Origin of the sequence: Paenibacillus sp. 2KB_22 (assembly GCF_052115745.1) — a bacterium.
Lineage (GTDB): Bacteria > Bacillota > Bacilli > Paenibacillales > Paenibacillaceae > Paenibacillus.
The window spans coordinates 637,312-651,292 of record NZ_JBFRHG010000003.1 but is presented as its reverse complement, the minus strand read 5'-3'; the positions used below and the strand labels follow the sequence as shown (position 1 = coordinate 651,292).

Genomic DNA, 13,981 nt, shown 5'->3' with positions numbered 1-13,981 from the left:
TTTTTTCGGATATGATAGAAATAGGGAACCTCCCTATACTCTGCAACGTAAGAAAGGATGGTGTAATGTTGAGAAAGTTATTGGTACGCATCTGTTCTTATACTGGGTATACCCTTCTGATCGGCATGGCGATCTTCTATCTCATCGCTCTAGTCGCCATTATTATACTCGCCTTGTACGCCTTCACTGGAGGAGTCTAACTTAAACGTTCTTGATAGCAATACCCATATCGTACATACAGGCTACACCTTGTTACGTGTTGTTCTTCTTCCCTTTGATCATCCTCTTTTCTCAATATATATTTTCCAATTTACTCCCATTTGAATTCCTTCAACCAGATCGTTTATACTTGGTTTGACCTTAAAGTCAATTCAAGAACTCACAAGTTCCCTGATGAGGTGAATGTATCGTTAATGAACCCTATACATGAAATGAATGAGAAGAAAAAACTCATCATTACTACAGCACTCAAGCTTTTCTCATCCAAAGGCAGTGCTGCAACATCCATGCAAGAGATTGCCGAACTATGCGGGATGTCCAAAGGCAGCCTTTATATCATGTTCAAATCCAAAGAGGAATTGGAAGCCAGTACGCTGGAGTACTGCATGTACACGCTAATGGACGAGATGACGCAGATTGAGCATGAAACCAGCCTCTCCTCGCGAGAACGCCTGCACAAGCAGATTGAAACACTGCTCATTCATGTAGCCGAATTCAAGGAATTTTTGCGGGTACAATTGCGAAGCATGATGCTGGATGATGAACAGCAACGCAAGGAACAGTGCCATCCACAGCAAAGAGATCTGGAGATCCGTACCTTACATTGGTTTAAAGATAAGTTGGAAGAGCAGTATGGACGGGAGATTGAACCTTATACGATTGATCTTATTTTGTTGACACACGGACTGTTCCTCTCCTATGTCAAAATCTGGTTTACAGAGATGCCATCTCTCACTGTTAACAAAATGGCAACAAACTTGCTGCAAATGATGGACTATGCCGCACATGGATTTCTTAACCAGCGACCTGAGCCTTTGATTCCTCTGGAGGAATGGCCTGCCTGGATTACCGAGGCCCAACCAGATTCCACGGTGATGCGACATCCTATCCATATCATCAAACAAATGCAGGATATTGCCTCCTCCGATTTGCCCGCAGGGCAACCGAAGAATGATGCACTTGAAACCATTGCCATTCTCAGACAGGAGATGATGGAATTCACGCCGCGGCGTGCCATTATTCTGGGCATGATGCACAATCTGGAGAACGTAACTGCCATTCAACCCTTGCATTCCGAGCTTCAGCATATTTTGGATGCCATGTATAGCCGGTTCATCCCTGCTGACTCGTCACACACATAAACAGGAGAAACAGAGAGGAGAAGAAACCATCGTATGAAAGGTATTATTAATTTTTCACTGAACAACAAGTTTGCGATCTGGATTCTGACAATCATCATCTCTTTCGCAGGTTTGTACAGCGGATTGACGATGAAGCAAGAGACCATTCCGAACATCAACGTACCGTTTCTGAATGTCACTGCCATTGATCCGGGGGCTGCACCGGAGGGAATTGTTGAAGATGTCACGAAGCCGCTGGAAGTAAAACTGCGGAATGTTGATGGCGTTAAGACGGTTACCTCCACTTCCATGGAGAATGCAGCATCCATCACACTCGAATTTGATTATGGAACAGATCTGACCAACGCGACGGCAACCGTTCGTGAGGCACTCAATGAAGTACAACTGCCTGACAGCGTACAGAAGCCGACCATTTCCAAGTTCAGCATTAACTCTTTCCCGGTTGTATCTCTAAGCCTGTCCGACAAGGACGGTGGTGACCTGGAACAATTGACACGACTGGTTGAATCGGATATTCAGCCTGCACTCGAAGACATTGACGGTGTAGCTCAGGTTCAAGTGTCAGGTCAATATGTAAAAGAAGTTCAACTGAAGTTCGATCAAGCCAAAATGGCCGAGCTGGGCCTAACGGAAGATACGGTAAACGGCATCGTTCAAGGTTCATCCATTCGTGTGCCCCTGGGACTGTTCGAACTGGATAAATCCCAGAAAGCCGTTGTCGTAGATGGCAACATCGTCGACATCGATGATCTGAAAAACCTTGCCATTCCAGTTGTACCCGGCGGTGCCGGCGCTTCTGCAGGCAATGGTTCAGGTGCAGCCCCACAAGGCTCTGGAGCACCAACAGGTGAAGGCTCGGCGACTGGTGAAGCAGCTCAAGGTACAGCTCCTGGCTCTGCACAAGGAACAGACCCGGCCGCAGGCCAAGCAGCTGGCGGTAATGCCAGTGCAGGTAGCCCTACAGGCGCGGCCAATATGCCTGGCATTCCAACTGTAACACTAAGTGAAATTGCCAAGATCGAAGTCATCGGTCAAGCGGAATCCATTTCCCGGACAGACGGCAAGGAATCCATCGGTATTTCCGTTGTAAAATCCAATGACGCCAACACGGTTGATGTCGTGAATGCAGTCAAAGACAAAGCGGAAGAATTGCAGAAGCAGTTCAAAAATGCAGATCTGACTGTACTGCTTGACCAAGGTAAACCAATCCAGGACTCGGTGAACACGATGCTGGGCAAAGCTGTTTTCGGTGCTTTGTTTGCCATCCTGATCATCTTGCTGTTCCTGCGTAATATTCGTTCAACCATTATCTCCATTATCTCGATCCCGCTCTCCTTGCTCATGGCATTGACTGCGCTCAATATCATGGATATTACCTTGAACATGATGACGCTCGGTGCCATGACGGTTGCCATCGGACGGGTTGTCGATGACTCCATCGTTGTTATCGAGAACATCTACCGCCGACTAACACTCAAGGGAGAGAGACTCAAAGGCCGTGAACTGGTCCGCGAAGCAACGCGTGAGATGTTTGTGCCAATCCTTTCTTCCACCATCGTAACGATTGCGGTATTCCTGCCACTGGCATTGGTAAGCGGTATGGTAGGCGAGCTGTTCCTGCCATTTGCATTGACCATGGTATTTGCCTTGCTGGCATCCCTGATCGTTGCCATTACCATCGTGCCGATGCTTGCGCATTCCCTGTTCCGTAAAGGGCTGAAGAACAAGCAGAATCACGAAGAAAAACCAGGCAAGATGGCGGAAGGTTACAAACGCCTGCTGAACTGGACACTGTCACACAAATTCATTACGGTCAGTATTGCAGTGATCTTGCTGGTCGGCAGTTTGTTCCTGTACCCATTCATCGGTGCTAGCTTCTTGCCGGAACAACAGGATAAATATGTGACGATTACGTACAACCCGCAAACCGGAGCTTTGCGTGAAGATGTAGAAAAAGAAGCACTTGTTGCCGAGAAGTGGTTGCTGAAACAACCGGGTCTGGAGAAAATGCAATATTCCATCGGCGGAAGCAATCCACTGAGCAGTATGGGTGGCGGCAGCTCCAACTCGGCCCTCTTCTATATTGAATATAACGAAGATACGAAAGACTTTACCCAAGTGAAGGAACAGCTTGTCGAAGGTTTGAAAAAAGAAGTTACCGTAGGAACCTGGAGTGAGCTCGACATGTCCGGCGGTCTGGGTGGCAGTGGTCTGAGCCTATCCATCTATGGCGATAATGTAGAGCAACTCAAACCTGTATCGGACGAAATTCTGAAACTGGTTGAAGCGGATACGGATAATTTTGAAAAAGCAGATACAACACTCGCTGACACCTACGGGCAGTATACGCTCGTGGCAGATCAGGAGAAATTAAGTTCCCTGGGCTTGACTGCAGGCCAACTGGCTATGGCATTGAGCCCGGCACGCGAACGTCCTGTGCTCACGGAAGTCGATATTGATAACAAAACGTATAAAGTATATGTAGAGACCGACGATAAAACATTCAGCAGCATTAATGAGATTGAGGATGAAACCGTCACTTCACCGCTTGGCATCGAAGTACCGATCAAAGATGTTGCCAAAGTGGAAGAAGGCACATCCCCGAACTCCATCATGCAAATTGATGGTAAGGTTGTTGTACAAGTGACAGCCAACATCCTGGCTTCGGATGTAACGAAGGCTTCAAATAACTTACAGGCTGAGATCGACAAGTTGGATCTGCCTGATGGCGTTGAAGTGAAGTTCGGCGGTACAACCGAACAGATCAATGATACCTTTACTCAGCTTGGTCTCGCCATGCTGGCGGCCATCGCCATTGTATACTTCGTGCTTGTTGTAACATTCGGCGGCGGTTTGGCACCATTCGCCATCCTGTTCTCCCTGCCATTTACGGTTATTGGTATTATGGTAGGTCTGTTCATCGCTGGGGGTACACTTGACGTCTCCGCCATGATGGGCGGATTGATGCTCATCGGGATTGTGGTCACCAACGCCATCGTGTTGATCGACCGTGTTATTCACAAGGAAAAAGAGGGTATGCCTACCCGTGAAGCCTTGCTGGAAGCCGGTGCAACACGTCTGCGTCCAATTCTGATGACTGCTCTCGCAACCATCGGTGCCCTGTTACCATTGGTTACGGGCCTCGAAGAAAGTGCGGGGATCATCTCAAAAGGACTCGGAATTACCGTAATCGGCGGTCTGATCAGCTCCACGCTGCTCACGCTGGTTATCGTACCGATTGTGTATGAGTTCCTGATGAAATTCAAAAAGAAAAGAATTGAAGATTAAGAAGTAGAGAGTCGTGCTCATGTAACAGTTCGAGTACAACTTAAATACAGACTGTACGCTCTAACCTCTCGCCCCTTAGCACATATTGGAATGATTGAATTCCGATGTAATGCTAAGGGGCTTTTTTATGTAAATTCACACGAGATATGATGACAGAAATAGTTTAAGAAGCGGAGTTAAAAGCTTTATATAACTTCCAGAGCATATGCCTCGCTCTAATTGGAGTAGAGAATCCGTCACATAGACTGACATAGAAACACATCTTTTTAATCAAAATCACAAAAAGCACAGACCCATTTGTCATTTAAAACAAATGAACGTGAGATTTCAGCCCATCTGCTGTAAATTGACTTATAATATGGATTAATTATGCAAGTTAACGGATTCCAGCTCCAGATAGATCACATGTATTGGGGAAGGATGGTGGTTGTGTGGGGGAGACAACGCTTCATATTCAAGTCAGAGACATGTTAAAACGTCCCGTGTTTCGCAAGGCAGAGGTTCTGGCCAGTGATCGTGCGCTGGAGCGATATGTTCGCTGGGTTCATATTATGGAAGTGCCTGAGGTAGGGGACTTGCTCAATGGCGGGGAATTGGTGCTAACGACAGGCATTGGCTGGCAGGAAGGTGAGCAGCAAGGTCTGTCTTTTCTGCGTCAGTTAATTGCACGTGGGGCTGCCGGGCTCTGCATGGAACTGGGGGATCACACCAAGTCGCAGCTCGGTGCTATGAAGGAAATTGCAGTCGCAGCGGATTTCCCGTTGATCTGGTTCCACGAACAAGTCCGTTATATTGATATTACGCAAGACCTGCATTTCACCCTGATTCGCAGTCATCAGCGGATGATCGCCGAACTCGATAATCTCACCACCTCATTTAACCAACTTCTTCTGAATGGAGATGGCGTACAACCCTTACTTCGATTACTATCACGAACAACCGGATGTGCCGTGGCGTTATACCCACTTGAAGGGGAAGCGAGTAGCGTTCCCTATTACTCTCCAGAGCAGCTGGAGACTCGGCGGCAGGATTGGTTTTTGCAGCGAGGACGATCGGATCAAGTAGATATTTCGAAGGAAGTCCCACTAACCGGTAACACTAGCCATCCATTCTATATGCCTGTTCAGGCGTTGGACTACACCTTTGCCGACCTTGTGCTGATGCACCAAAAACTCCCGGAGCATGATTCAAATATACCCCTCAATCCTTCGGATGAATTCGTCATTCAGGCACTGGAACGGTGCGCGGCCGCGATCGCCCAGGACTGGATGCGAACCAAATACATGGAAGAGAAACGTCGCTACAAAGAAGATATGTGGGTGATCGACTGGCTTAACGGACATCACTCCACGAAGGAAATCCATGAATATGTCTCCACGGCCAATCCCCTTCTTGCAACGAGCAAAGCGAGCATTATCCTATTCGACAGCAACCCCACATACACAGACAGTCTCAGACTTCAGAAGATATTAATCCAACGCAACATCGTCGCCCGTTCCGTGTTCGCTCGGGAGAACTTCACCCTCTACAGCACCGTTCTGAACCACCAGATCATTCTTATCATTCTCGACCCACTACCTGGATCTCAGCGCAAAAGCAGTCTCTGGCGCTGCATTGAACAATTACAGCAGCACGAGCAGGAACAGACCCATCGTCTCTTCTCAGGTCTGTTCGCTATCGGTCATAGCTGCGCGAATCTCTCCCGGCTAAAGGATAGTCTGGAATCCGCAAAAGAGACACTGCGGATTCAGAAGGACATCGGCGAGATGCAGCAGCCCTTTTACAGTAATCTTCATTGTTATCGTATCATTGCCAACATGAAGCAGAGCGGTAATCTGGAAGATTTCATTGAAGAATATCTGGGTCCTCTTATCCGTTACGATATGGAGAAAGGAGGCCAATTACTGCGCACACTCAAGCAATATTTCGTATTATGCTGCTCCAAACAAGAGACGGCTACCGCTCTTTATATTGTCAGACAGACACTCTATCACCGTTTGGACAAAATCGAAGCCCTTCTGGGAGAAGATTATATCCTCCCCGAGAAGCGGGTAGCGATTGAGCTCGCGATCTATGCCTATGAGTATGTTCATGGCCCCTTAGGCTGATCTGTTCTAAGCAATGCCAGCTCCCCGCTGCTCCTGAAGCTGGCGAATCAGGATATGACTGAACCACTTCCGTCCAGATGCTGTACCCACGTATTGCTCTTGTTTCTCCTCGGGAAGATCCGGGTGCCCCCATACCACGTGAGCACCCTCCAGATGTTCCCGTACCGCATAGATCCGATAACCCTGCGCAACCATTCGCTCTATGGCGATCCTCTCGGCCTCAAACACATCATGATCCGACATCAGCTTCTCCCTCCATTCACTGCCGTCACAGGCTGTTTCATCGGTATGGGTGCGCCTGCATCATATTTGTTGCGCTTCACATATTGGCCTGCTCCCGCTGTTCCGGCATACTGCCGATCTCGAATGACATACTCCCCACGGCACAACACCGTCACCGGACAACCCTGTACCTGCATGCCTTCAAATGCACTGTAATCGACATTCATATGATGCGTATCTGCTGAAATCACCCTGTGTACAGAGGGGTCAAAAATAACGATATCCGCATCTGTCCCTACAGCCAGAGTGCCTTTCTGCGGAAACAATCCAAATAACTTGCTCGCTCTTGTTGAACATAGATCCACCCACTGATTGAGCGTAATCCGTCCCTTGACTACACCTTCCGAATACAGAATACTGAGGCGATCTTCGATGACAGGCCCCCCGTTCGGAATTTTGCTGAAATCATCCTTGCCCAGATCCTTCTGTCCTTTGAAGTTAAACGAGCAATGATCAGAGCCAATCGTCTGCAACTGACCGCTTTTCAATGCATTCCATAGTACTTCCTGATGCGCTGCTTCCCGCAGCGGGGGTGACCAGACATACTTCGCACCCTCGAAGTCCGGCTGATCCATGATCGACTGATCCAACGTCAAATACTGAGGACAAGTCTCCCCCCAGATCCGATAGCCCATTTCACGCATACGCGCGATCTGCTCCACAGCCTCCGCACAGGTCACATGCACCACATACAACTGTGAATCCGCAAGTGCAGCCAACCGGGCCGCCCGGCCTGTCGCTTCTCCCTCCAGCATGGATGGACGAGTTAGCGCATGATGAATTGGCTCCGTGCGCCCTTCGGCGAGCGCCTGTCGAACCAGCAGGTCGATAACATCCCCGTTCTCGGCATGTACCATGACGAGTGCGCCAAACTCTTTTGCCTTTTGCAACGTCTGGAAGAGAATCCCGTCATCGGCCTGGAACTGGTTTTTGTACGCCATGAACACCTTGAAAGATGACACACCCTCTTCTTCAATGATCTGCGGCAACTCCTCCAGCACCTGATCGTTCATCTCGCCGATCATCAGATGGAAACCATAGTCGATGACGGCTTTCCCCTCCGCTTTGGCATGCCACTCCTGGAGGGATTCGATTAATGGACAGCCTTTTTGTGTCAGGCAGAAATCAATAATCGTCGTTGTACCGCCAAAGGCTGCCGCTGTTGTTCCCGTCGCAAAATCATCCGCCGTTACCGTTCCACCGAATGGCATATCCAGATGCGTATGCGGGTCGATACCGCCCGGAATAACGTAACAGCCTGAAGCGTCCACAACTTCCATATGTTCATCCGGGGTAAGGCCGATGCCAATCTGTGTGATTTTACCCTTATCGATCAAAATATCTGCTTCAAAGGTATCTGACGCTGTCACCAACACACCGTTACGAATCAATTTGCGGGTACTCATGATATCGCCTCCTTGGTTGATTGATCTCTGACCGATTGCAGCATGGCAATCGCAGACTGACGTTCATTCCAGGTTACAGGTTCCTGCTCTGGCACAAGTTCAATCATCTCAATCGCCCCATCCACCGGGCACACGATCGAACACAGATTACAGCCTACACAATCCTCCTCCACCACTTCCAGATAGGAACCGGACGGGTCGGTCAACATGTCAATACACTGGTGCGAGGTGTCCTCACACGCAATATGGCATTTGTTGCAATTAATGCAGACATCGCGGTTAATGCGAGCAACAACTTTGTAGTTCAGATCGAGATTGCCCCAATCCGAGTAACGCGGAACCGTCTGACCTACCAGTTCTGCTACGCTGCTCAGACCCTTCTCATCCAGATAGTCGTTCAGCCCATCAATCATGTCCTCCACAATGCGGAATCCATGATGCATCGCTGCGGTACATACCTGAACCCCTGTAGCGCCCATAAGCAAAAACTCTGCCGTGTCCCGCCAGTCGGATATACCGCCAATCCCCGAGATCGGCACACCCACCTCCGGATTACGTGCGCACTCGGCAACCATGTTCAGTGCAATGGGCTTCACCGCGGGGCCGCAGTATCCACCATGAGCTCCTTTCCCGCCTACATGCGGCACGGTATTCCACGAATCCAGATCCACACCTGCCAGGGAGTTAATCGTATTGATCAGGGAGATCGCATCTGCGCCGCCGCGGACAGCTGCCCGGGCGGTCGCCGTAATATCCGTAATATTCGGCGTCAGCTTCACAATCACCGGTGTGGTCGCCACTTCCTTCACCCACATCGTCTGTAGTTCGACCAGGTCAGGTTGCTGACCAGAGGCGGCTCCCATACCACGTTCAGCCATGCCATGCGGGCAGCCAAAATTCAGTTCCAGGCCGTCGACGCCGACGGCTTCCACCTTTTTCACAATCTCATGCCACTTCTCCCGCGTAGGTTCCACCATCAGTGAAGCGACAACCGCACGATCCGGGAAGCGCTTCTTGGTCTCGGCAATCTCCCTCAGATTCACTTCCAGCGGACGATCGGATATCAATTCAATATTGTTAAACCCCGCCACCCGCTGTCCGCCAAAATGGACCGCTGCGAAACGCGAGGATGTATTGATGATCGGCTCACCCAGTGTCTTCCACACCGCGCCGCCCCAGCCCGCTTCGAACGCACGCTGAACCTGATACCCCGTATTGGTCGGTGGTGCAGAAGCCAACCAGAATGGATTGGGTGATCGAATACCTGCCAGATTAATGGATAAGTCAGCCATAACGATCCCTCCTTGGTGTTGTTTGAACTTATTAGTTACACTGGACACTCCGATGACAGAACAACCTTCCGATCGCTGTTATCCCCAGATTTTTTTGATTCCTTTTATAAAGGGAAAATCCGGGGATAAAGGCGAACACTCCGTTTCTTCGGGTTCTTTCTGTCCTCTCCGTTTCGTGTAAATGCTTAGTTCAATTTTTATCGTTGTACTGGATATTTGGTCGTGCTCAGGATTTCTGCGTAGTAATGGTGTTTCTGGATAGCACCTGAATTCTAACGAATCGTAGAAAGCTTATATTGCTGTAACAGCTCATTTCGGCTTTATTTCAACAGGTGTCTGTCAACATAAGACGTGTGAGATTCGTTAGATTTTTCAATCCTCCATAATTGCCACGATAAGGTGTATCGGGTTCGTTAGCGGGTCAGGGACACGAGAATTCGATGCACACCAGAAAATCTTGCTCGGATCTACATCATCACTCTTTCAGTCCTTGCGCCCTCCCATCCGCATTCTTTCCTTGTACCCCTTCATTGCACACTTTCCGTGCTCTTTACTTTCCCTTGCCTCAATTACCACTCACGCCGTCTCTTCCACCTGCCCGGGCAATGCCTTCATGACTGCGGCAGCAGCCAGCTTACCTTGCTGTGCAGCCGAGACAACCATCGCCTCACCCTGGCCCTGACCAAAAATAACATCTCCTGCCGCAGAGATCTGAGGATGCGAGGTACGGTACGTATGCGGCTCAATCTCGACAACGCCCCAGTGATGACGCAGCCCAAATGCTTCAATTAATGGTAATAAACGATGCTGTCCAATCGCCCGAATGACCGTATCACATTCAATCATGAACTCCGACCCTTCCACAGGTACAGGCAATGCACGCCCACCTCCAGGCGGAGTAATCAGCTCCATTTTCACACATTCCACAGCCTGAACCCGACCGTTCTCGTCTCCAATAATACGCTGCGGCATCGTAAACCAGCGGAACTCCACACCCTCCTGCTTGGCAAACGTATATTCAAACGCATACGCCGTCATCTGGCTTTCCCCGCGCCGATATAACATCTGCACCCGCTCGGCACCCAGACGTACCGAACAGGTCGCTGCATCTACCGCCGTATTGCCCGCGCCAATCACGGCGACCTTCAGACCATTCAGTGCCGGCGGAACACCCTGCTTGGTAGACTCCACCAGTTCAATGGCATCATAGACACCTTCCAGTGTCTCCCCTTCAATACCAAGCATAGGTACTGAACCCATGCCACAGGCCAGAATGACCGCTTCATGCTGCTCCAGCAACTGCGAAGCAGGAATATCTACTCCAATGCGCACCCCATAATGGATCTGCACACCCAGCGTTTCCACCTGCTCCACTTCCCATAACGCAACCGATTCGGGCAGACGGAAGGATACAATACCGTACGTATTCAGTCCGCCACCTTTGGGTTTGGCCTCATAGATCGTAACCTCATACCCTGCGCGCCCCAGTTCACGTGCCGCCGACAGTCCCGCTGGCCCCGCTCCCACAACAGCGACGGTTCTCCCATTGGCAGGTGCCGCCTGGAATAACGGCTCATTCTTCGCCCGTGCCCAGTCGGTGGCGTAACGCTGCAAGTCACCAATACGAATCGGCTTCGACGATTCGTTCAGCACACATGCGCCTTCACACAGTTCCTCTGTGGGACAAACACGTGCGCAGCTGGCTCCAACCGGATTCGCATCCATGATGGTGCGGGCCGATCCTTTCAGGTGCCCTGTTGATATTTTGCTAATAAAAGAAGGGATATTAATGTCGGTTGGACAAGCCTTGATACAAGGTGCATCGTAACAGTACAGACAGCGGTTCGACTCCTCCATCGCTTCCTTACCTGTCATGGCGGGTTTCATCTCGGCAAAACGACTCTCCCACCCATAATCGGATAACGTTGTTCCTGAGCTGTTCATCAATGTCATGCACCTCCTGAAGAATGATCTACGCTATCTCAAACTCAAACAAACTTGCGTGCATTACACGTGCCACCCCGCTGACAGAATCACTTACCGATCACTTGTTGCCGCTTCCTACAGACTAACCAGATGTTCGTACGTTTCCGGTCTGCGATCACGGTAGAACTGCCATACATTACGTACCTCACGAATCATCTCCGTATCCATCTCACCAATGACAATCTCATCCTGATCCCTGCTGCCGATGGCAACCATTCTGCCTCGTGGATCGACCAAGTACGACTGCCCATAAAATTCACCCATATTCCACGGCGGTTCCACACCAACTCGGTTGATGGCTGCCACATAATAGCCGTTAGCTACTGCGTGAGCGGGTTGTTCCAGTTTCCACAGATATTCCGATGTACCTGCAACCGTAGCCGACGGGTTAAACACAATCTCCGCCCCTGCCAGCCCGAGCAATCGTGCTCCTTCCGGAAAATGACGATCATAACAGATGTACACACCCACTCTGGCGTAAGCTGTATCAAATACCGGATACCCGAGGTTGCCTGGTTTGAAATAATACTTTTCCCAGAACCCATTCGTACCCTCACCTGCTTCCACGTGCGGGATATGATGTTTGCGGTATTTGCCCAGATACGTACCATCTGCATCAATGACGGCTGCCGTATTGTAATACGAAGCAATGCCCTCCACCTCGTACACCGGCAAAATAATCACCACCGCAAGCTCCTTCGCTAGCTCCTGAAAAATCTTGGTCGTAGGTCCTTCCGGCACTGGTTCAGCGGATGCATACCATTTGGGATTTTGCTCTGTACAAAAGTACGGCCCATAAAATACTTCCTGCAATCCGATGATCTTCGCCCCTCTTGCAGCCGCTTCACGGACCAGCGTGATGTGCTTCTGAACTGCAGCCTCTTTGTGAACTTCAACGGGAGCCGAACCTTCAATCGCATGTGAAGCCTGGATTAATCCGATGCTGATTTTGCCCATATCGTCACAACGCCTCCTCAGGTAAAATGGTTGGTTGGTTCACTCCACCGCACATCCTTCGAATGGTTCGAGACAACACTTCCGTGCCGAGTCCAATATCCTCCGGAGAGGAATACTCGCTGGGATGATGACTGATACCCTCCTTGCTGCGGACAAAAATCATGCCATAATCACACACACGCGAAAGGGCCAACGCATCATGGAACGGACCACTCATCAGTTCTGGTAAAGTAATCCCGATCTCTTCCGCAGATGAACGAATCACCGACTTGATTGACTCTGCACAATACCTTGGCTCACTGTTCGTATCCTCAGTCAGCGAATACGTTAGACCATATCGGGAACTCACGTCATCCAAAATGTTCATCAATCGGGCTTCGAGCCGGTTCCTGCGTTCCATCTCCATGTCTCGTAAATCAACCGTGAAGCTGGCTTCCTCCGGGATGATATTACGCGAATCCGGAAACACCCTCAGACTTCCTACCGTACCTACAGTTGGAGCTTCCGGATCTTCTCTCACCATATCGTCAAAAGCGGAAATGACTTTGGCGCTACCTACCAAAGCATCATGCCGCATCCCCATTGGAACGGAGCCAGCATGACCCGCCATACCTTTCATCGTCACCGTAAGCCACAGTGGGCCCGAGATGCCTGTCACCAGACCTACTGGAGCATCCAGAGCCTCAAGCACTGGTCCCTGCTCGATGTGCAGCTCCAGATAACTACCTATGGAACCTGGCGGATAGATCGCTTCTTCAAAATCCGAAGGAGAACAGCCGAAGGCTTCCAGCGCCTCCCGGCGGGTCACTCCGTTTTTATCCTGCCGCTCCAGTTCGCCTTCTTCCAACTGACCGGTTATACCACGTGAGCCGAACAGGCCTTTGTTAAAACGGGAACCTTCTTCATCGCAAAAGGCAATCACCTCAATCGGCATACGGGGCTGAATGCCATTTTCGATCAGGCATTGCACTGCTTCGAGTGCACCGAGCACACCAATCGCTCCATCATATCGACCGCCATATGGCTGTGAGTCGATATGGGAACCAATCATGAGGATCGGCAATGCCTCATCCACACCTTCCAGACGACCAATCAGATTGCCAAAGGCATCAATTCGTGTCGTCAGACCGGCCTGCTCCATCCAAAGACGCACCTGAATGATACCGTCCATATCTTCCGGGGTCAGGGCAAGTCGGCAGACACCCGTCTCTGCGATTCGGCCAATCTGTGACAATTGCTCAATTCGCTCATTCAACCGAAGCTGGTTGATGAGTTTGCCTGTCGTGGTCTGCATCCTCCCT

10 protein-coding genes are annotated in these 13,981 nt (G+C 50.1%); 4 read left to right on the top strand and 6 right to left on the bottom strand.

The window, feature by feature from the left end; genetic code table 11:
* The first annotated feature begins 65 nt into the window (after window positions 1-65).
* From AB4111_RS21670 to AB4111_RS21655, 4 genes are all read left to right on the top strand, one after another.
* Window positions 66-200, top strand: a complete 135-nt coding sequence (locus AB4111_RS21670; RefSeq protein ID WP_442033180.1) for a hypothetical protein — start codon at window positions 66-68, stop codon at window positions 198-200.
* A gap of 213 nt (window positions 201-413) precedes the next feature.
* Window positions 414-1,361 (top strand): TetR/AcrR family transcriptional regulator, encoded by a 948-nt coding sequence (locus AB4111_RS21665; protein WP_442033179.1) that lies wholly within the window; start codon window positions 414-416, stop codon window positions 1,359-1,361.
* A 33-nt stretch (window positions 1,362-1,394) separates the two neighbouring features.
* Complete coding sequence (locus AB4111_RS21660) at window positions 1,395-4,649, top strand: efflux RND transporter permease subunit (RefSeq protein WP_442033178.1); 3,255 nt, start codon at window positions 1,395-1,397, stop codon at window positions 4,647-4,649.
* A 431-nt stretch (window positions 4,650-5,080) separates the two neighbouring features.
* Window positions 5,081-6,757 carry a PucR family transcriptional regulator gene (locus AB4111_RS21655; protein WP_442033177.1) on the top strand — a complete coding sequence of 559 codons (1,677 nt, stop codon included), beginning with the start codon at window positions 5,081-5,083 and terminating at the stop codon, window positions 6,755-6,757.
* Window positions 6,758-6,763: 6 nt separating this feature from the next.
* Here AB4111_RS21655 and AB4111_RS21650 read toward each other — a convergent pair whose 3' ends face one another.
* From AB4111_RS21650 to AB4111_RS21625, 6 genes are all read right to left on the bottom strand, one after another.
* Window positions 6,764-7,000 carry a hypothetical protein gene (locus tag AB4111_RS21650; RefSeq protein WP_091012893.1) on the bottom strand — a complete coding sequence of 79 codons (237 nt, stop codon included), beginning with the start codon at window positions 6,998-7,000 and terminating at the stop codon, window positions 6,764-6,766.
* Window positions 7,000-8,445, bottom strand: coding sequence for a dihydropyrimidinase (gene hydA / locus AB4111_RS21645; protein WP_442033176.1), 1,446 nt, complete (start codon window positions 8,443-8,445; stop codon window positions 7,000-7,002). Before hydA ends, AB4111_RS21650 begins: the two co-directional genes overlap by 1 nt.
* A complete protein-coding gene (gene preA, locus AB4111_RS21640; protein ID WP_421894164.1) occupies window positions 8,442-9,737 on the bottom strand; it encodes an NAD-dependent dihydropyrimidine dehydrogenase subunit PreA in 1,296 nt (431 codons plus the stop codon). The genes hydA and preA overlap by 4 nt, the downstream gene beginning before the upstream one ends.
* 576 nt (window positions 9,738-10,313) lie before the next feature.
* Window positions 10,314-11,681 carry an NAD(P)-dependent oxidoreductase gene (locus tag AB4111_RS21635; protein WP_442033296.1) on the bottom strand — a complete coding sequence of 456 codons (1,368 nt, stop codon included), beginning with the start codon at window positions 11,679-11,681 and terminating at the stop codon, window positions 10,314-10,316.
* A 117-nt stretch (window positions 11,682-11,798) separates the two neighbouring features.
* Window positions 11,799-12,680: a nitrilase-related carbon-nitrogen hydrolase gene (locus tag AB4111_RS21630; RefSeq protein ID WP_442033175.1), complete on the bottom strand. Its 882-nt coding sequence runs from the start codon at window positions 12,678-12,680 to the stop codon at window positions 11,799-11,801.
* A gap of 4 nt (window positions 12,681-12,684) precedes the next feature.
* On the bottom strand, window positions 12,685-13,974 hold the full coding sequence (locus tag AB4111_RS21625; protein ID WP_442033174.1) for a M20 family metallo-hydrolase: 1,290 nt from the start codon (window positions 13,972-13,974) through the stop codon (window positions 12,685-12,687).
* Window positions 13,975-13,981: the final 7 nt, after the last annotated feature.